At 39.9% G+C, this 19,596-nt stretch carries 18 protein-coding genes and 1 other RNA gene; 14 read left to right on the plus strand and 5 right to left on the minus strand.

Going from position 1 to position 19,596, the window contains the following annotated elements:
• The first annotated feature begins 43 nt into the window (after positions 1-43).
• Positions 44-3,034 carry an EAL domain-containing protein gene (locus H5201_RS05385; RefSeq protein ID WP_182717095.1) on the plus strand — a complete coding sequence of 997 codons (2,991 nt, stop codon included), beginning with the start codon at positions 44-46 and terminating at the stop codon, positions 3,032-3,034.
• A gap of 71 nt (positions 3,035-3,105) precedes the next feature.
• Here H5201_RS05385 and H5201_RS05390 read toward each other — a convergent pair whose 3' ends face one another.
• Positions 3,106-4,305 (minus strand): aromatic amino acid transport family protein, encoded by a 1,200-nt coding sequence (locus H5201_RS05390; RefSeq protein WP_145237171.1) that lies wholly within the window; start codon positions 4,303-4,305, stop codon positions 3,106-3,108.
• A gap of 387 nt (positions 4,306-4,692) precedes the next feature.
• Between H5201_RS05390 and H5201_RS05395 the strand changes: the two genes are divergently transcribed.
• Entirely contained in the window at positions 4,693-5,595 is a 903-nt protein-coding gene (locus H5201_RS05395) for a DMT family transporter (protein WP_145237168.1), read from the plus strand.
• Positions 5,596-5,635: 40 nt separating this feature from the next.
• On the opposite strand, the gene H5201_RS05400 is transcribed toward H5201_RS05395, so the two are convergent.
• A complete protein-coding gene (locus tag H5201_RS05400) occupies positions 5,636-6,514 on the minus strand; it encodes an OmpA family protein (protein WP_145237165.1) in 879 nt (292 codons plus the stop codon).
• A gap of 217 nt (positions 6,515-6,731) precedes the next feature.
• Here H5201_RS05400 and rnt point away from each other — a divergent pair, with 217 nt between their 5' ends.
• A complete protein-coding gene (gene rnt / locus H5201_RS05405) occupies positions 6,732-7,427 on the plus strand; it encodes a ribonuclease T (protein ID WP_182783877.1) in 696 nt (231 codons plus the stop codon).
• Here the strand turns inward: rnt and H5201_RS05410 are convergent.
• On the minus strand, positions 7,411-9,036 hold the full coding sequence (locus H5201_RS05410; protein WP_182783879.1) for a DUF342 domain-containing protein: 1,626 nt from the start codon (positions 9,034-9,036) through the stop codon (positions 7,411-7,413). The two genes, rnt and H5201_RS05410, sit on opposite strands and share 17 nt — an antisense overlap.
• 305 nt (positions 9,037-9,341) lie before the next feature.
• On the opposite strand from H5201_RS05410, the gene ssrA reads away from it, so the two are divergent.
• Both ssrA and H5201_RS05420 read left to right on the plus strand, forming a co-directional pair.
• Positions 9,342-9,698: a transfer-messenger RNA gene (gene ssrA / locus H5201_RS05415) on the plus strand.
• Between the two features lie 234 nt (positions 9,699-9,932).
• On the plus strand, positions 9,933-10,685 hold the full coding sequence (locus H5201_RS05420) for a sulfite exporter TauE/SafE family protein (protein ID WP_145242930.1): 753 nt from the start codon (positions 9,933-9,935) through the stop codon (positions 10,683-10,685).
• Between the two features lie 127 nt (positions 10,686-10,812).
• On the opposite strand, the gene H5201_RS05425 is transcribed toward H5201_RS05420, so the two are convergent.
• Both H5201_RS05425 and H5201_RS05430 read right to left on the minus strand, forming a co-directional pair.
• On the minus strand, positions 10,813-11,610 hold the full coding sequence (locus H5201_RS05425; protein ID WP_145242932.1) for a hypothetical protein: 798 nt from the start codon (positions 11,608-11,610) through the stop codon (positions 10,813-10,815).
• A gap of 18 nt (positions 11,611-11,628) precedes the next feature.
• Positions 11,629-12,141 (minus strand): hypothetical protein, encoded by a 513-nt coding sequence (locus H5201_RS05430; protein WP_145242933.1) that lies wholly within the window; start codon positions 12,139-12,141, stop codon positions 11,629-11,631.
• Between the two features lie 137 nt (positions 12,142-12,278).
• Here H5201_RS05430 and H5201_RS05435 point away from each other — a divergent pair, with 137 nt between their 5' ends.
• From H5201_RS05435 to H5201_RS05475, 9 genes are all read left to right on the plus strand, one after another.
• Entirely contained in the window at positions 12,279-13,334 is a 1,056-nt protein-coding gene (locus H5201_RS05435; RefSeq protein ID WP_182783881.1) for a phytanoyl-CoA dioxygenase family protein, read from the plus strand.
• 551 nt (positions 13,335-13,885) lie between these two features.
• Entirely contained in the window at positions 13,886-14,560 is a 675-nt protein-coding gene (locus H5201_RS05440) for an aspartyl/asparaginyl beta-hydroxylase domain-containing protein (protein ID WP_145242937.1), read from the plus strand.
• 7 nt (positions 14,561-14,567) lie between these two features.
• Positions 14,568-15,077 (plus strand): GNAT family N-acetyltransferase, encoded by a 510-nt coding sequence (locus H5201_RS05445; protein ID WP_145242939.1) that lies wholly within the window; start codon positions 14,568-14,570, stop codon positions 15,075-15,077.
• A gap of 29 nt (positions 15,078-15,106) precedes the next feature.
• On the plus strand, positions 15,107-15,388 hold the full coding sequence (locus H5201_RS05450) for a DUF6916 family protein (RefSeq protein WP_054205190.1): 282 nt from the start codon (positions 15,107-15,109) through the stop codon (positions 15,386-15,388).
• A gap of 58 nt (positions 15,389-15,446) precedes the next feature.
• Complete coding sequence (locus H5201_RS05455; RefSeq protein WP_145242941.1) at positions 15,447-15,992, plus strand: phage tail protein; 546 nt, start codon at positions 15,447-15,449, stop codon at positions 15,990-15,992.
• A 14-nt stretch (positions 15,993-16,006) separates the two neighbouring features.
• On the plus strand, positions 16,007-16,537 hold the full coding sequence (locus H5201_RS05460) for a phage tail protein (RefSeq protein WP_054205192.1): 531 nt from the start codon (positions 16,007-16,009) through the stop codon (positions 16,535-16,537).
• A 12-nt stretch (positions 16,538-16,549) separates the two neighbouring features.
• On the plus strand, positions 16,550-17,086 hold the full coding sequence (locus tag H5201_RS05465) for a phage tail protein (RefSeq protein ID WP_182783883.1): 537 nt from the start codon (positions 16,550-16,552) through the stop codon (positions 17,084-17,086).
• Positions 17,087-17,363: 277 nt separating this feature from the next.
• A complete protein-coding gene (locus H5201_RS05470) occupies positions 17,364-18,455 on the plus strand; it encodes a S8/S53 family peptidase (RefSeq protein ID WP_259398578.1) in 1,092 nt (363 codons plus the stop codon).
• Complete coding sequence (locus tag H5201_RS05475) at positions 18,445-19,593, plus strand: TIGR03032 family protein (RefSeq protein WP_259398577.1); 1,149 nt, start codon at positions 18,445-18,447, stop codon at positions 19,591-19,593. The genes H5201_RS05470 and H5201_RS05475 overlap by 11 nt, the downstream gene beginning before the upstream one ends.
• Positions 19,594-19,596: the final 3 nt, after the last annotated feature.

Raw genomic sequence — 19,596 nt, forward strand, 5'->3', positions numbered from 1 at the left:
GGTGAATTTAAATAAAAATAATTATTAAAAATAAGGTTGTCCTGTGGTGTATAGACGCCCACCATCACGCTTTGGTGTAAATTCGTTGAGTATGAAGCTTTCGCTGTTAATTTCGGCAATTTGTTTAATTGCTGGGATCTGTGCAGCGGTGTTAATGCTAAAATCAGAAGAAAAACAATTGGTATTTGAAGAACATGAAGTTCTCAAGCATTCCAGCGAACGTCTGATCCGTCAGTTTAATACTCTGGTGAAAACCAAAATTAATATTGCGGAGCAAGCGAATAATGTCGTCTCTAGCCAATTATTTTATAATTCCTCGCAATTGCTCAGTAGCCAAAGTGCGCAGCTCAGCTTTGACCCCGATGGCAGTATTCGCAGTGCCTCTGATGATGGTTTATCTGCGGCTTTTATGCCACAAGATAAGTACTCACCTTTTTATAAAAAACTCATTAATGATTCTGAATCGCTATGGAAAATTGTAGCGCCTACCTTGATCCAAGATTTCTTTAACTTTTATTTAATCACCAAAGATAATTTTATCCGTATTGCGCCACCTAATTGGGCTCTGAATGTTGCAGGCTCTCATCAGTTTATTGATAATCAAAGTTTTAATTACGCAAAAGAAGCGCTTAACCCAACCCGCTCGGCTGTGTGGTCTAAAGTTTACTACGATAAAATTTGGCATAAATGGGTGGTGAGTTTACTGGTGCCAGTTTATCTTGAAAATGAATTTTTAGGTGTTACTGGCAGCGATTTAGCACTCGATACGCTTATTTCGCAATTACCGATCGGTGACAAGGAGCAGCACTTATTTGTTTTTGATAGCCAAGGGCAATTACTTGCTCATCCTGATCTGAATAAAAATCTTTACGAAACCTACGGTAAAGCAGGCAAACCACTACGCACTCATGATTTTGTTAATGGCGATCTACAAGAGCTGATCAATCAAACTATCAAAATGCATTTACCAGAATACGCAGACTCTTTTGTACAAGATGGTGAAACGCACATCATTAATATTCGTAAAGTTGATAATTTAGACTGGTATATAGGAATTTACAAAAAACGTTCATCAGCACTTTCAGCACTTGAAGAGCTAAAAGTGAAGTTTTTTGGGTTGTTTATTTTATATGCCATTTTAGTCGCACTGTTATTACATCAAGCACTTTACCAACTGGTGTTACGTCGTATTCATTCATTAGTACATGCGGTAACCAGCTTTGGCAAAGGGCACTTACAAATTGAATTTCCAAAAGAAAATAAAGACGAAATTGGTACTTTAAATGGCTCTTTTCGCGATATGGCTATTGAAATTCGTAAGCTTATTGATGGTCTGAATCAGCGTATTACAGAAAAAGAGATTGCCGAAAAAGCCGCAAATCGATTATCTAAAGCGGTTGCTTTTTCTGGCACTGCAGTGGTCATCACCGATCAAAACTTCGTGATTGAATACGTCAATCCAAAAATGTTAGAAATGACCGGATTTGAAGAAAATCACTTTATGCAGTCACCGCTATTAAGTATTATCGCCAAAGAAATGGCTATTTTGGTTGATGACATTGATATTGATTTACGCAGCCGAAATTATTGGCGTGGCGATACTTTGATCCAAGGTCTAGATAAAAAGCCAATCTGGGTGTCGCTCAGTATCTCACCAATTCGCGAAGACGGTGGCAGCATCACCAGTTATGTTGCCTCAGCACAGGATATTTCGTTTGTTAAAGAAAGCCAGCGGAAAATGGAGCAATTGGCTTATTTCGACACCTTAACAGGGCTGGCTAACCGTACCTTCTTTAGAATGCAATTACGTAAGTCAATGGCGCTTGCAGAGCGTGGCCATTATGCGTTTGCTTTATTCTATTTTGATTTAGATGAGTTTAAGCGTATTAACGATACACTTGGTCATGATGCAGGCGATCAGCTACTCGTTGAGGTTGCTAACCGTTTGAAAAAACGACTGCGAGCGGAAGATACAATTGCCCGTTTAGGTGGCGATGAGTTTGCAGTTTTACTCAGTGGAATTGAGCGTCAAGAGCATGCAATGGATGTTGCTAACACGATTCAAAAAACATTGAATGTGCCAATAATGCTTGGCAATAACGAGGTCATTATTAGTGCTAGTATTGGCATTACTATGGCACCATATGATAGCAAAGAAGAAGACCAGTTATTAAAACACGCTGATTTAGCTATGTATGAGGCTAAAGCAAAAGGGCGTAATACTTATCACTTTTATAGCCAAGAATTAGATGCTGCAGCAAATGAGCGACTGTTTATTGAAAACGAACTGCGTTTAGCAATCAAAGCACGGCAATTTGTGATTTTCTATCAACCACAAGTTGATAGTCGCACTCAGCATGTGGTCGGTTATGAAGCCTTGATCCGCTGGTTCCACCCAACTGAAGGGATGATCCCACCTACCAAGTTTATCCCAATAGCTGAAGCAACAGGTTTAATAGTTGAGTTAGGTGCTTGGGTGCTACAAGAAGCGTGTGAGTTTGCAGCAAGATTAGCAGCGCAAGGGCGAGAAAATAATATTTCGATTAATCTCTCTGCTCGTCAGTTTAAAGATGCTAAGTTAGTGCCATTATTGGCATCGATTATTAAGAAAACCAAGGTGTCGGCTAAGCGGTTACATCTGGAATTAACCGAAAGTATGCTAATGGGTAATGTGGAAGCGGCAATTACGCAATTACATCAGCTAAAAGCGCTTGGCGTGTCAATATCGATAGACGACTTTGGCACGGGTTATTCGTCATTGAGCTACTTAAAACGTTTCCCAGTTGATATTTTAAAAGTTGACCGCTCGTTTGTTAAAGATATACCGGATGATCCAAATGACATGGAGATCACTGCGGCAATTATAGCGATGGCACAAAAGTTAAAATTGAATGTGGTAGCCGAAGGCGTTGAGACCATAGAACAAGTGGAGTTTTTACAAAACAATAACTGCTTTATAGTGCAAGGCTATTATTATAGCCCGCCTATAGCAGAGCAAGATTTGCCAAAGCTATTTGCAAAGCTTGATGATTGAGTTAAACACATGTTTAATCTAACTCAAGTTAGTTAAAATACCAAAAGGCACCATTTAGGTGCCTTTTTGCATTAACCTATCGCGGGGATTAAACCTGCCATCTGCAGCCCTTGGGCGCTGATAATAAGCACGCCGCAAAGCGCCGCTACTGCCAGACCAAAATTACCACCACGCACTGTATAGCCGCCTTTATCGCTGCTACGCTGCTTATAAACCATTGCTACGGGTAAAAACACTGCTAGTACGACTAAAGCGATAGCTGCATAGCCAAGCGCCATAATAAAACCTTGTGGGTAAAACAATGCAAATCCTAATGGCGGGATAAAAGTAATGAGGGCTGTTTTTATCCGATCTTTATTACCATCTCCTTTTTTAAAGGCATCAGCAAAGAAATCAAATAATCCTAGGCTCACCCCTAAAAATGAGGTTGCCAGTGCTAAGTCTGCAAATAGGTTAACTGCAGTGGCAACAGCTGCGTTATTAGCGATACTGGCAATACTTGCCACAAAGCCTGGTAAGCCAGAGCTTTTTAGTAATTCAGCTTGACTCATCATACCTTGGCTGATCAACTGCCAAAAAATGTAAATAACCAGCGGTAAAGCTGCTCCGGCAATCATGACACGGCGTAAGGTTTTAATATCTAAACCAACATATTTAACGATCGATGGGATCGAACCATGAAAACCAAAAGAGGTAAATACCACAGGAATAGCTGATAAAATAAGGCCTTGTTCAATGGGCATTTCGAGTAAATGTTGGCCATGAACATACGGGGTTAACATATAAAATAAGCTCGCCAGTACCACAATTTTGATGCTAAATAACACTCGGTTTAGCTTATCGACCTTACTGGTGCCTAAGGTAACAACTGTGCCTATTACAATCGCTAGAATGATTGAACCTACTTGCGGAGCAATATCGAGGCTAAAGCCGTTATTTATTTTTTCTTGTAGTTGCGCACCACCACCTGCAATGTAAGCTGAGCAAAGCGCATAGAATAAAAACATCACCGAAAAATTAGCCAGATATTGGCCGCGTTTACCTAACCATGATTTTGCTAACGTATTTAGCGTGGCATCGCGATCAGCATGTTGATGTAATTCGAGCATTAATAATGCGGTATAAGTCATTAACGCCCATATTGAAATAATTAATGCTAATGCGGTTGTAAAGCCAAGTCCCGCAGAAGCGATTGGTAGCGCCAACATCCCTGCGCCGATAGTGGTACCTGCAACAATTAACATGCTGCCTATTGTTTTATTTTTAAGCACTTTTTGCCCCTAAAACATCGTGAGAGGCAGGCAAGATATAACTAGTTGGCACAAACTTAAATAGTTTTGTTACAAATCAAAGAAATTAAATGTAACTTATGATTTACAAGCCATCATTGTGAAGTCAGTTTTTGGTATAAAAACCACTCTAGCAGTTGACTTATTAACCAGTTCTGCTATTTCTATAAATTCAATTTATTATTAAGAATACTATTTACATGCAACAAGTTAACCGAGCCCTAACCATGCGCCCATGGCTGAATCTATCAGTTGTGCGCCCATTGCTGCGCTGCGGTTAAGTTGTTTTTTACTAACCGCGATTTCAAAGCGGTTAGTGCTGTATCTCCTTCCTCTTTGTTATCGCCACTTTGCTAAAAGGATCCGCTTGTGAGCGTTAAAGCATCATATTTTTTAATGGTCTTAATTTGGTCAACAACGCCTTTGGGAATTGTTTGGAGCAGTGAGTCTGTTACACCAACGCTCGCGGTATTGTTACGGATGTCGATAGGATTAGTGCTGGCTGCATTAGTTGTGGCGATTGCTAATATTCGTGTCCCTTGGCACCGTCGTGCGTGTTTTTTGTATGGTTATTCGAGTATCGGCATATATGGTGGCATGCTGTTGAGTTATATGGCAGCTAAAACAGTTCCATCAGGGCTGATATCATTAATGTTTGGTCTGGCACCAATTTTATCTGGTTTATTAGCACAGCGATTACTCAACGAGCCAAAATTCAGCGTTGTTAAACTAATTGCGTTAGCATTTGCGCTATTGGGGTTATTTTTGGTAAGTGAAAAACACATGCAAGGCTCATTGATGCAAATGCAGGGTTTAGCTTACGTATTTATGGCTGTGTGCTTTTTTAGTTTAAGTGGGGTGATGATCAAGCGAATAAAAATTGCTATTCATCCAATGGCGACCACATTTGGTGCATTAGTATTTGTTACGCCCTTATTTTTTATTACTTGGTGGTTGTTCGATGGTGAGCTCAATACGAGTACGTGGACAGTAAAATCACTGTGGTCAATTGTGTATTTGGGCGTGTTTGGCTCATTGGTTGGTTCGCTTGCTTATTTTCATGTGTTACAAAAATTACCAGCTAGTACCGTGGCGCTAACCACCTTGATCACACCAAGCTTTGCGATTGGCTTAGGGGGCTGGTTAAATAATGAAGCAATTGATCAACAATTACTTATTGGCGCTGCCATCATATTACTGAGCTTAGCGGTGTTTCAGTTTGGTGATGGTTGGTTGAAAAAAAGAGCCACGTTTAAAAAGCTTAACCCTTAACAACAGTCGTCATGTAGCTAAAAGGCATTACTTCTTTTAGCTACATTTTCTCAATTTGTATCACTAAGCGGCGGTTTTTATCGCGGCCCAAAATATTATCGTTAGTCGCTACGTGACGTTTTTCACCAAAGCCTTGCGTTTCAACTTTAGTTTCATCAATTCCTAGGCTCACCATATATTCTTTGATCGCTTGAGCTCGTTTTTTAGACAGCTCTAAGTTGTTCCAACGACCACCGTAGCTATCTGTGTATGAGTCAATCGAAATAGCCGCAATCGTCGTATCGTACTTTAAATACTCAGCAATTTTATCTAAACGTTGTTTTGATGATTTAGTAAGTTTACTGGTATTTGGTTGATAATTCATAATCGTGAAGGAAATATCTTCAAAGCTGTATGGCAGTAATTCATCGCGGCATTGTAAAAATGCCCAATAGGCTTGTTTAAAATTAATGTTCGATAAGCCAACGGCAATTTTATCGGCACTATTTTGCCAGTCTTGGTAATAAAAAGTAGGTTGGTAGCCTTTTTCAAGCTCGGTCAACATTTCCCATGCCGTTTTGTTACCCAGTTCGCCGTCAAATTTTCGTAGTAATTTCATGTCAGCAATATCACGTGCTGGTAAACCTGCTCGCCAGATTGGCGGGACTGCTTTTAAACCAGCAATACTGTAATTGTCAGGACGGACAACCATATCCAAGTTAAATAGCAGGTCTTTATTTTTGCTCGCGGTAGCGCTGAAAATAGCTTCGCCATAATATGGAACTTCATGATTTAATTGGCATTGTAAGCGAGTTGTTTTTACAACTTCCCATTGTGAGTTATCTGCCGTGGCTGTGTACTGGCGCATTGCAGCGCTGGCCGTATCTGAAAGGCATGCAGTTGCAATGCTTAGACTGATAAACAGCATTGAAAGCTTCATTACGGGATCTCCAACAATTTATTACGCCAATATCTTGGCAAAAGCTGCATTTACAGAGGCTAACAGCCATCAAGGTGTCGTTAGCTAGCTCTAGTTCTAGTTAAGTAAAGCAAGTTATATGCCTAAATGTAAGTGTTAATTTAATCTGTAAAGCGCTAGCCTAGCCACTATGATTTTTGACATAATAGCCAGCTTACTCTGGCAAACCAAGAATACTATGGCAAATACTGAACAAACTCTTTTCGCAAAACGCTTTCGTGGCTTTTTCCCGGTGGTTATTGATGTTGAAACTGCAGGCTTTAATAAAGTAACCGATGCACTGTTAGAAATTGCGGTGTCAGTATTAAAAATGGATGATGAAGGCCTACTCAGTATTGATCATACTGTGCATTTTCATGTTGAGCCATTTGAAGGCGCAAACATTGAACAAGCCGCTATTGATTTTAATGGTATTGATCCTTTCTCGCCATTACGTGGTGCAGTATCTGAAGAGGAAGCGATCAAAGAAATTTGTAAAGTGGTACGTAAAGCTCAAAAAGCTGCGGGTTGTCAACGTTCAGTCATAGTGGCTCATAATGCGGCGTTCGACCATGGTTTTTTAAATGCAGCAATAGAACGTAATAATATTAAGCGTACGCCATTTCATCCGTTTGTTAGTTTTGACACAACCTCATTAGCGGGTTTGGCACTTGGTCAAACGGTACTTGCTAAAGCATGTCGTGCAGCTGGCATTGAATTTGACAACAAACAGGCTCATTCAGCATTATATGACACCGAACGTACGGCAGAGCTATATTGTTTGATAGTTAATCGTTGGCAACAGCTGGGTGGCTGGCCTTTAGCTGAAGAACTGCCAGAAGATGCAGAGCAAGCTGGTCATAACGAAGACTCAGCCGTTAAAACGACTGAGTAATTTTACCTTCGCTCATTTTAACTAAGTGGGGCGGATAAATACGCGAAAAGTGTTTTGAATCTTTTGCGATTTTTAGCTCCACACCGGGATGCATTAACTCATTAATTTTTAAACGGCTAGTAGCTAAAAGCTGTGCTATTTTTTGTTTTACTAGATGTTTTTTACGTTTGGTGTTGGCAATACGAATATTAATTTGTTGCTCGCTGGCACTAATTTTGTCTAAAAATAATTGTCGTTTTGCTGGTGCTGGAATTTTAACTGCTTTTTTACGTGCTTGCTTTAATGCTGCGGATTTAGTGGCTAACAGTTTTTCAAAATCGGCAATTTGCAATTGTTTTTGTCTCAAGTCATGCCAATACTGCGCGATGAAAACTCGGGTTTTTGTGCCCGATGGGGCACCTAGCTCTCCGGTTTCAATTCGCATGGCATCTAAAATATTGCCGCCAATAATTTTACCGCGCGGATTATTTGCTTTACCAACGCGGATCAACCGCCGAGCACTCAAGTCACAATGTAATGCTTGTCGTTCAATAAAGAGATCGTGTTCGCTATGAATATGGCAATACTGGGCATAGCCAATTGAAATAGTCCGAGCGGCTTTAATTTTGCAAGTAAACGCTTCGTCATTTTCACGCTTACGACCAATTGCACCGAGCATAATTGTGACCGCACTGGCACTTTCGATCTGGCCTGATTCAACAAATCCCAATACCGTGATATCACCACTGGCACGCACGTGCATACCATCTTTTATATCGCCACTGATAATTACGCTGCCGTCAAAATCAACATGACCGGTGCCAATATCAACATTATCAAAACACAACACGTCATCAACGCGCATACCACGAGGGAGGGCGACAGGCACACCTTTACAATCTGCAATCAGTACATTGGGATTAGTTGGATCGAGTTTAGTGCCTTCAAATGGTTGCAATGGTAGATCTTTACCTGGTATGGCGGGCAGCACATCACCAAATACCGTATAACCATCTTCCCCAGGAGTTGCAGCAACACGCTGCATTAGAGGAGTGCCCGGTTTTACAGTGATGATCGCGCCTAAATTGCGCATATCGACCTTACCACCTTCTTTTGCTTGTGGACTCAATACACGATCTTGTGCTGTAGCGCACAAACGTACAAATTTAGCGTCGCTGCCTTCTTTTGGTCTACGACCATGAGCAACAATCGCTCTATAGGAAACACCCGCAGGCTTGTCAAATTGCTGACCTAAAAAATTGTCCAGTGCACGAGTGCTAATGCCATGTAATACGCCAGCATTAACGAGTGCTTCGCGAGCCTTGTCAATCGACATTAAGGCCCCACCTTTAGCCGTGGTTAATGTGGCTTCAGCGACCATATTTTTTTCATCAACTTGAATGAATATCGACGCATCGAGTGCACGAGCAACAATTAAAGAATCATCCTGATAGTTTTTGCTCGGTGAGAATAACTTACCAATATTTGCACTGACTATAGCAAAATCAGCAAACGGAGACTGTTCGATTAACTCAATAAGTTGCGAACTTGTCACTGGGAAACCGCTATTTTTAGGGTGCTCAAGCAGTGACACAAAACCCGTTACAGGGTTATGTATAAACAACGACATTTATTAATTTCCTATGTAATATGCCTGTTTTTATTATTTTGGATGTAGATGTTTTTTATTTATATGCCGCTCGGCTAAAACCCATAGTCAGGCATTTTCAAAGTAGCAGACCATTTGAACATAACTTTCAAATATTGTTAAGTAAATGTTACTGCTTTGCTTGTTCTAGGAGAGAATAGTAACATTTTGTTGCGTGTTTAATCCGCAACTACATAGCAATATAAAATAAAGCATAAAAGGGCCTTGAGTATCAGCGCGTTACTCGGTTATACTGGCTGCACGCTCTGAATGAGTTTACTAATTCAGGGGCTGATTAGGATTCGACGGAATTCAAGAAGCCCAAGGTGCATGTCGAGGTGCGGTTTGCCTCGTTAAAAAGCCGCAACTTAAAGTAATCGCAAACGACGATAACTACTCTCTAGCAGCTTAGGCTAGCTAGCGCTCCTTCCATGTATTCTTGTGGACTGGATTTTGGAGTGTCACCCTAACACCTGATCGCGACGGAAACCCTGGCCGGGGTTGAAGCGCTAAAACTAAGCGGCCTCGCCTTTACTTACCGTGTTTGTCCGGGACTTAAAGGTTAATTAAATGACAATACTAAACATGTAGTACCGACGGTCGAGGCTTTTCGGACGGGGGTTCAAATCCCCCCAGCTCCACCAATATCGGTTTTTAAATTCGTTGATTTAAAAACCCTAAAAAACCCGCAAATTTGAGTAATCAATTTTGCGGGTTTTTTTATGTTTAAGGCGAAGTGTTTTATTGTTTTAATAGCTCATCGCTTATTTTTATTTTATTGAAATAAGCGCTTCATTTTACTGGTGCTTTAGGTACTCGCATCTTATTTTTACTCATGTTAACGTCATTATTCTCTTTTACTTGCCAAGTGATCTTATATGGAATTTTTAGCTGGCGATTTATTAACGCCGCTCAGCGTGATTGGGCTTATTATATTATCGGCTGTAACGTCGATGATTTCGGCGGCTTTTGGTGCTGGTGGCGGGTTGATGTTGTTGGTGGTGATGGCGTCGTTATTGCCTATGAGTATTGTTATTCCGGTGCATGGGTTAGTGCAGCTGGGCTCAAATGCCAATAGGTTTATGCTGACTTTTAAACACCTTGATAAAAGTATGTTTGCGTACTTTTCACTCGGTGGGCTTATTGGTGCGTTTGCTGCGTCGTCTATTGTGACCCGTATTCCACTTGAATTGATGAAAATTGTCGTGGCAGGGTTTGTACTTTATTTATTGTGGGGAATGACGCCAAAGTTGCGTGAAACCTCAGCTTTATGGCGCAGTACAGCTGGTGCTGTGACAACATTTTTATCAATGTTTGTTGGCGCGAGTGGCCCGTTAGTGGGCAGTTGTTTGTATGTTAATAATTACGAAAAGCTAAGATATACCGCTACTTTTTCCGCTTGTATGAGTGTGCAACATACTTTTAAAGCTATTTTGTATGGCTTTGTAGGTTTTTCGTTTTGGCAGTGGTTGCCTTTAGTTGCGGCAATGATCATAAGTGGTGGGCTTGGCACTTGGCTTGGTTTGCAGTTATTACAGCGTATTTCTGCCGATAAGTTTAAACGTATTTTTCGGGCTATTTTAACCTTACTTGCGCTGCAATTGGCATGGCAGGGCTTGCAAGCGTTCTAGCTAATAATTTGTTAAAGCGCTATAAACCTAGGTGTCATAGCGCTTTATAAATTCTAAGGAGTACAGGGACAAGGGCAGGCTTTTCTATTACACATCATTACAATGAGTGTTGCACTGATATTCTAAATCACACTGACTTTGGTAACGATGAATAGGCAATCACAGCGGCATCCCTGTGTGCTAGATCGGGGTGCTGTAACTTTTTACTGTATTCATCACAAAAGATGATTGCATCTCCTTTTGTTATCAATAAAGGGTCGTGAGTGAAGTTTAATAACAGCGATTGCCAGCGCTGTATAATTTCTTTTGGTGGGCTTGGCAGAACTTTTAATATTGCTTTTGATTGGGTAAATTGGCTGTTTATTGCGATGTTTAGCATGTCGTCGTTTGCAGCTCCTAGCCAGCTAGTACCGTTATCGCCAACACATAAAAGTGGCATATAAGGCGCAAGAGCTGGGCATACATCATTTCTATACACCTCAACTTTCCAATAGTTACGGGCTATTTTTACAAACTGAGTAAAATCTTTAATTGGGGTAAAGTTTGATGTCGCTAAAGGCAAAATCTCTACTCTGGGTTTATTGGCATTCACGGTGTCGTTAGAAACATCAATATACCAAGGGCCAATAATAAATGCGTTTTGAAAATACTCATCCCGCAGTGAACCCCATGCTTTTTGTAAAGGATTGCCCTGTGCAATAAGACCTTTTAATAAGCTAAGCCCTGGTTTGTTTGTGTGCGGCAGTTGTGCTTGTAGTAATGTAAATACCTCGTCTCTTATTTCTCTACAGCGGCCAATTGGATAAGGTTTTTCAGCAAAGTACGGCATAGTAGGTGCAAGTGTTAAATCGGCTATTAATCTTAGTTGAGCTAAGTCAGCACATAGTAAAGTAAGCTGCTCTGAGGAAAAGTTATTATCAAGCACGTATATTCCTTATCGTATTTATTGTAATTTTTTTAGTTGAGCTTGTGTGTAGGCGTCATCTCTAAGCCACCTCAACATGTTTGGATAACCGTTGGGGTGATCAGGTTGTTCGCACATAAACCATGAATACAACAGCGGATAGCCAAAGCCAGTATTATTGCTAAAAGCGGTTATTAAGCTAGCTGAACTGCCTTTATAACCGTGTTGATGAAATAAAACATCGGGTGCAATATTTAAGTAACAGGCTGCGGCCCATGACCATGCAATCGCGGTCATTTCTTCTGCGGCTTGGTGATCATGGTTTTTCATATCGCCGGTTAAACAGGTTCTGTTTGTCTCTGAGGTTACTGCAATATGCCCTGCTTCATGAAGGATGTCACCAGGGTAGAGGCATTTTTCTAAATCAAGTAGTAAAGTTCCCTGGGCTACTTTAATTCCCGGCAAAAAAGTCTTTTCGTTTAACGTTTGATACCTGTGCTTTATTCCAATATGAGTAACAAAGGCGAGAATTTTTTCAATCTCAGTGTTCATACCACTCCCTGTATTTAGCAATTACAATTGTTGCTTACAGTAATATAGCACTCTATTCTAACTAAGTTTAGTTAGCGTTAATAAATCAATTTAAGGTGTTTTGCTTGTCTAAAATCAGGCAAGAAAAAGGAGTTATTATGCAAAATGAATTGATAGCAAAAGTGCCATCTCTGCACACAACAGCGCAGAGCATACTACCTTGTTATAAAGAAACTGGGCGCTTAGGTCTATTTCAATTAAAACGAATGTGGCACAAAGCGCAATTACAAAAACAAGGCTGTGCGGATAAAAAAATAATAGAAGGCGAATGGTCGCTTGATGTCATGATCATGGATACTTTAGGCTTAGGGCTCACACCGACGATAGAATTCATTTTTTCATCGGATAGTTTTTTAACGTTCGAAAACTGGGTAGAACAGCGTTATGGCATAGCTATTTCAAATACAGTTAAAAGTAAGTTAAATGAAAAGGTAGCAGCATTTTTTCAGCAAAAAGACCCAAAACAACAAAAAATATTACTAAATCAGCCTCGTCATTATGTTTTAACGTCACAGCAGTGGCAAAGCTGGGATGATAATGGTTACGTTATTATTCCTGAGTTGGTGGAAAAAACGCTATGTGAAAACGTTTGTAATATGATTTATGAACGTTTGAATATGGATAAACACAATCCTGCTTCATGGTACCGAAATCATGATCTTAAACAAGGAGTTATGGTACAAATTTTTAATGATATAACAATGCAAGCTATTCGGAAGCAGCCTCAGGTGCGGGATGTTTTTGAGCAACTGTGGGGTAAAAGTAATTTAACTGTAAGTACTGATAGGGTTGGTTTTAACCCGCCAGAGACATTGAGTTGGCAGTTTCCCGGGCCAAATCTGCACTGGGATATTAATTTTAATAAACCGCTCACCTTTGCAACGCAAGGGTTACTGTACCTTACTGACGTTACCGCTGATCAAGGTGCGTTTAGTTGTGTTCCTGGTTTTCATAAAAAAATAGACGGCTGGCTTGCTAGCTTACCTAAAAACACCAATCCACATCATTTTAATTGCCAACAATGGCACAGTACGCCTTTGCCTTCAAAAGCGGGCAGTTTAATTGTTTGGCAACATACACTGCCGCATGGTAGTTGTCCAAATAGGACGAATAGTCCTCGAATTGTGCAATATATAAATATGAGCTCATTATAAAGCTAAGCAAATCAAGCCTGCAGTTATTTATAAGAATAAAAATGATGCCATGTAATAACGTGTAATGTTTTTTATAACACTCCTGTGCCATGCTCAAGATAATTTAAATTAAGCTGCATTTACTAAGCCTTTTATTTTTTTTATGGTTTTTTATGATGTTTGATATAAGTCAAATAAATTAAAGCTATATAAAATAAATGAAAATTAAAGTTGTACCCTATAGCTTTTAAACTAAGCTCTTAACTGAATGTAGCATTAATTCCCTAATAGAATTTAGCACGATAATTGGATATCAAAGGAATATTTCAGTATGGAAGCACAAAGTTCACAGCTTACAAAGCGTTTACGGCGCGCAAAACCAATAATTTGTTATTTAAAGTCTTTACTTAAAATGCAATTAGAGTCATTTGCTAAAGCCGTTATAGTGAGTGAAAGTAGCTCAACATACCGCAACAATATACATACAGAAATCGATTTCACCCCCATCCTGTATACACTTTGTTTTAAGATTAAATACTTGCTCATTCATTCTCTTCGTTTGAGAACAAATAATGAATGATGACATACTTATTCCTGAAGTTGTTAATGCTGGTGAGAATATAGTCTCTCCAGTCATTTCGTTTGCCAAGCTTGAAATTTTTTATAATGTAAAAAAGATGTCTGCCGATTTGCTTGTAGCAAAAAAATTAGAATGGGTTAGACATGTTAATACCCAGTGTTATCAGGGCGATTGGGATGTATTGCCTTTAAGAGTGCCTGTTGAACATGCTGATAAGCATGTGATTCTGCAATCTTTCGCAATTGAGTCTAGCTCAAGTTTTATTGATGGCGATCACCTTCAATATTTACCTTCTATTAGTGAGTTATTGTCACAATTTAAATGTAATATTTTATCTGCACGGCTTATGCGCCTTTCCCCCAACTCTTTGATTAAACCCCACCGAGACCTTGGATTGAGTATTGAGCTATCAGCCCAGGCACGTATTCATATTTCTTTAGAGACATCTGAACATGTTGAATTTTTAGTGGATGATTTAAAAGTTCCAATAAGTCAGAGCAGCTGTTGGTATATAAATGCCGATGCGGAACATTCTGTAATAAATACTGGTGATACACCAAGAATCAACCTTGTCATAGACTGTAATGTTAATGAGTGGTTGTTGGATTTAATTATGAACTCTAAAGAAAAAACATATTGTAGTAAAAAAAGTAAGCTAAGGAGCTAAAGAGGTAATGAAACTTAATATTCCTAAGGGCTTAAATATAAGACCGTCAAATGCAAACGATAAGCCTTTTTTAGAAAAGCTGCATAGTTTAATGCGACAAGACTTACAGTTAATTGATGGCGAAAAAGATTTTGTAGAGTCAATTGTGGAAATGCAGTTTAAAGCTCAAACCCAAGGGTATGGAGATAAGTTCCCCAATGCAATGTACTTTATTATTGAAAAACATCATGAAGCAATCGGTAAGGCAACCATTGATTTTGGCCCAAATGAAATTCGTATCGTCGATATTGGCTTTTTACCAAGTGCGAGAGGGCATGGTTTTGGCTCAGCGATAATTCAATCGTTTCAAAGTGCCGCATTACAATCTGGTGCACCTTTAACACTGACCGTTGAGCAACATAATTTTGCTGCTAAGCAGTTGTATGCGCGTTTAGGGTTTCAAGTTGAATCAATTAGCCCGCCATATGAATTTATGGCGTGGTACCCACACCCAGTGAAATTAATGAGTGGTGTGTGACTAAGCGAAGTTAAACACAGGAGTTGAATATGGAAAAGTTTACGTTTGAAAATGTTGAAAGAGCACAAGGGTCAATTGTTAAGGTTGCTGGTCAAGATGGTGAAGTAGAGTTAAAGGTATCATCAGTTGATAGAACAAAACTGAATGGGGAACAATGGGATGCATTTCGTGTTTTGCTTAAAGGCTCTGCAAATGAACCTTTAGAACAAGGCACATATAGACTCACACACGATGCATTTAATGATGCAGAGCTGTTTCTATCACCAAATAGCGAAACTGAGTATGAGATATACATCACGACACAAAAATAGTACTTCGTGTTTAATAGACTAAATTATTCGTTTAATAAAAGTGAGTAGGGAGATTTATATGGCTGATCCGTTTATATCTGAAATACGACCATTTGCGTTTGATTTTGCCCCAAAAAATTGGGCATTCTGTAATGGTGGAGTGATCGCAATTACACAGAATGGGGCACTGTATGCTCTATTAGGGACTCAGTTTGGTGGTAACGGAACAAGTGATTTTAAGTTACCGGACTTACGGGGGCGCACGCCTATCGGTAGTGGGTTTTTGAGCACTGAAAACCGTCCCTTTTATGCTGGAGATAGTTCAGGGGAGGAAACGGTTAGGTTAACGTTAGATGAAATGCCAGCGCATACGCATGCAGTAAAAGCTACGGCTAGCATAGCCGCTAATAGCCCCGCGTTTACAGATCGTATATTTTCTGAATCAAAGGATAATAAGGGTACCTCAGCTGAACCTTTCGTATACGGTTCATCGTTAGATTTGACAGAACTTGCTCAGGATGTTGTTAGTAGTAGCGGGAGTGGGTCGCCACATACTAATCTTCAACCTTTACTCGTACTTAATTTTTGTATTGCACTGGAAGGTACCTTTCCAGCTAGAAATTAAAAAAGGAAACTAGCATGTCTGAGTCATTTGTCGGTGAAATAAAAATGATTGCTACTACATTCTCACCTAGGCAGTGGGCATTTTGTAGCGGGTCTACTTTTTCAATAAGTCAAAACCAAGTGTTATTTGCATTGATTGGCGCACAATATGGCGGTGATGGGCGCTCGTCATTTATGCTGCCTGATTTAAGAGGGCGTGTACCCGTACATTTTGGGCAAGGCCCAGGATTACAACCTTACCCTATAGCGCGTCAGGCTGGCGTAGAAAAAGTGACGCTTCTACCACAGCAGATGCCAGCACACACCCATAGCTTGCAGGCAAATAATAATCGTGCAACTACATCTACAGCCATTGGTAATGTTTTGGCGAGAAGCCCTGCAACTGAGTCAACTTATATATCAGGCGCTGTCACGGGAGAAAGTCAGCAACTAAATGACGCTGCAGTTGAAACTGTGGGTGCTAATGAGCCGCATACTAATATGATGCCTTATTTGGCTATACATTTTATTATTTGCCTCAACGGCCTCTTCCCATCAAGAAATTAAAGGAGAAATATTATGGCTGAACCATTTATGGCTGAAATTAGAATATTTGGTCTTACGTATAGTCCTAGAGCTTGGGCTAAATGCGCAGGGCAAAGACTCAGTATTTCACAATCTACAGCGCTATTTAGTTTGCTGGGAACTAATTTCGGTGGTGATGGACGAACAACATTTGGAGTCCCTGATTTACAAGGCAGAGCACCAATGCATGCGGGATCAGGGATAGGACTAACGACTCGGCCATTTTCTACCTTTGGTGGTGTTAGCCAAGTAGCGTTGGCCCCCATACAGCTACCTAAGCATGACCATGTTATTTCAGGTGTATTTCAAGCTGGTAATACTGACCAACCAAGTGATAATCAACTTGCAATAGACGTTGCCTCCTCAGGTGGTGCACTGCGATATACTGCGCCACTGGATAGTAATACAAGTGCTATGAGTAGCAGCAGTTTAGCATCGTCAGGTAAGAGTCAGCGGCATGAAAATATGCAACCTAGCTTAGCGTTAAACTTTTGCATTGCACTAGATGGAATTTATCCACCAAGAAATTGATGTGTGAGAATACAGATTTTAGTTTGAAATCTGTATTCTACATATGATGAAAAACCATTATGTTTGTGCAGGAAGTAAGTTATATGTTGTTTGAAAGAGCTCTGTTGGTTGTTATTTACTTATGTTGAAATACCTTAATTGGCATATTGTTTTCAGCTGTTTAATTATAGTTGTGTGCTTATTTGCAAGAGATGTATCTGCTCAGGCGAGTTTAGACAAGCTGCAATTTAAAAGCTCTAAAGGTAGTGTTGTATTTGCCAAGCATGACAGTAATTTTTTGATTGATGATGCAGGGAAGATGTACGCTTTTAACAAAAAAATAATAATACTCTCTTTGCTATCAGTCGATGAGATCTCACAGCTACATGATGAAATAAAACAAGTTCAAGTAATCGCTAATATAGGAAGTGAATTGGTTTACTGGGTAACACCTAGACCCGAATATTTTTTTGATGTTTATTTAGCGTTAAGCAAACATCAAGATGTGCTAGAGATCGAACCAGATATTGCACCTGTCACAAAGTTAGTTACGTCAGGAACAAGCAGGCAGACTAGCAGCGTGCTTGTGTCACAAAATGCTCCTTTATGCGATAAACCAGAGAATACTGTGCGGGTTGCAATTATTGATGACGGCTTTGATTTTACTCACCCAGAGTTTGATGATTTAACAGTATTGTTTGAATATGATCCTGATGAAAAAACACTGGCAACCAGTGCTAAAAACCCAACTGATTACCATGGTACACGTGTTGTTGGAGTTATTGCTGCAAAGCAAGATAATATAGGGGTTGAGGGTTTCGCACCGACTAGTGAAATAATAGCTATCAGGCAAGTTTCAACATGGTCATCTTCTATAATATTGGCATTTCAGGTCGCTAAGTTGATGAAAGCGGATGTTATCAACTGTAGTTGGGTTTTACCGTTATTATCGGGTATTACGTCACTGGTAATTGAGAATGTTGCATCTGCATCAAATGCACCTATTATCGTTGTTTCAGCAGGAAATTCGGGTAAGAAAGCTTGTGAAGTCAATCATCTATCGGCATTAAGTTCAGTGGTTGTTATAGGGGCAATAAATAAAAATGGGAATGTTGCTGAGTTTTCTAATTATGGGCAATGTGTTGATTATTACGCCCCTTCTTCAATTGCATCAACGTCACTTAATGGGTATGTAAATTTTGGTGGCACCTCATCATCAGCCGCTATTGTTTCAGGCGTTGTGGCACAGCTAAAAGCATGCGGAGTTGAATACCCGTTAACAAAATTAACGATGGTTGAAAATATTTTGCCTGCACATGTAGTTAATAAAAATAATATAAAGAGTGTAACTTTGATTAGATCAAAAGGTAGTGAAATTAATGAGCACTGAAATGGAACCGTTAGATTTTAGTAGCACCCACAGTGACAACTTCCCAAAAATATTGGCTCAGTTGGGCGTATCGTTGATTGCGACAAGTTATCAATCACAACGTGTTATTTTAGTGCGTTCCAATAATGGCAAGCTAGAAACAAAATTAAAGGCATTTCCAAGACCAATGGGACTTTATGCCGACGAAAATAGGGTCACGCTTGGAACACTAAATCAAGTAATCGACTTTCAAAAAACACCAAGTGGTTATGCTGATGTTATTAATGGGAACCTTGATCGTTATGAAGAGTTGCCAAAAAAATTACAAGATAATGAACTCAGAGATAGCCCCAAATTTCGTGAAGAGTGGGATGAACAAGTCAAAAGTGTAAAGGCAGCCGACAGTTTGTTTATAGAAAGAGCGACTTTATCAACAGGTATGATCAACATCCATGATATTTGTTGGGGTAATGATGGTTTGTGGGTAGTAAACTCGATGTTCTCTTGTTTAAGTAAGTTAAGTCCTGACCATAGTTTTGTCGCTGCTTGGGTGCCGTCGTTTATTTCAGAACTGAAGCCGGAAAATAGATGCCATTTAAATGGCATGGCGTTGTTAGATGGTGTGCCTCGTTATGCTACAGCCTTTAGTGAATCAGATACAGCACAAGGTTGGCGTGAAGAGCTAGGGAATAAAGGGGTGCTTATTGATGTCGTTGAAAATAAGGTCATCAAATCAGGTATTTCAATGCCACATTCGCCAAGATGCCACGCAGGCAAGGTGTATTATTGTGCATCTGGAGATGGCGATATTCATGTATACGATCCAAAGTCAGGTACTAATAGAGTTTTATGTGAGTTGCAAGGTTTTACAAGGGGAATGACGTTCTTTGGTGACTTGATGCTTGTCGGTACGAGTACATTACGTAAATCAGAAGAGCATATTCGCTTTAAAGCAAACCCAAGATTATTAGATGGGAAAAGTGTGTGCGCAATATGGTTAGTGAATGTAAATACAGGTGAGGTGGTAGGTAATTTGACTTTTACGGGTGATGTAAAACAGATTTACGATATTGCTGTTGTACCGAACAGCAGGAAACCAGAGCTATTTCAAAGCTCAGACGCGTTGTCTAGCCATATTTTTGAATTTTGTCGAGGATGAGTA

The sequence above is a fragment of the Pseudoalteromonas sp. SG43-6 genome, from assembly GCF_014164365.1.
GTDB classification, from domain to species: Bacteria; Pseudomonadota; Gammaproteobacteria; order Enterobacterales; family Alteromonadaceae; genus Pseudoalteromonas; species Pseudoalteromonas rhizosphaerae.

Coding starts and splice junctions, on each gene's coding strand:
- H5201_RS05455 (WP_145242941.1), top strand. CDS start 15,447: ATGGCTGATCCGTTTATATCTGAAATACGACCATTTGCGTTTGATTTT.
- H5201_RS05400 (WP_145237165.1), bottom strand. CDS start 6,514: ATGAAGCTTTCAATGCTGTTTATCAGTCTAAGCATTGCAACTGCATGC.
- H5201_RS05465 (WP_182783883.1), top strand. CDS start 16,550: ATGGCTGAACCATTTATGGCTGAAATTAGAATATTTGGTCTTACGTAT.
- H5201_RS05440 (WP_145242937.1), top strand. CDS start 13,886: ATGAATGATGACATACTTATTCCTGAAGTTGTTAATGCTGGTGAGAAT.
- H5201_RS05410 (WP_182783879.1), bottom strand. CDS start 9,036: ATGTCGTTGTTTATACATAACCCTGTAACGGGTTTTGTGTCACTGCTT.
- H5201_RS05460 (WP_054205192.1), top strand. CDS start 16,007: ATGTCTGAGTCATTTGTCGGTGAAATAAAAATGATTGCTACTACATTC.
- H5201_RS05445 (WP_145242939.1), top strand. CDS start 14,568: ATGAAACTTAATATTCCTAAGGGCTTAAATATAAGACCGTCAAATGCA.
- H5201_RS05435 (WP_182783881.1), top strand. CDS start 12,279: ATGCAAAATGAATTGATAGCAAAAGTGCCATCTCTGCACACAACAGCG.
- H5201_RS05475 (WP_259398577.1), top strand. CDS start 18,445: ATGAGCACTGAAATGGAACCGTTAGATTTTAGTAGCACCCACAGTGAC.
- rnt (WP_182783877.1), top strand. CDS start 6,732: ATGGCAAATACTGAACAAACTCTTTTCGCAAAACGCTTTCGTGGCTTT.
- H5201_RS05430 (WP_145242933.1), bottom strand. CDS start 12,141: ATGAACACTGAGATTGAAAAAATTCTCGCCTTTGTTACTCATATTGGA.
- H5201_RS05420 (WP_145242930.1), top strand. CDS start 9,933: ATGGAATTTTTAGCTGGCGATTTATTAACGCCGCTCAGCGTGATTGGG.
- H5201_RS05450 (WP_054205190.1), top strand. CDS start 15,107: ATGGAAAAGTTTACGTTTGAAAATGTTGAAAGAGCACAAGGGTCAATT.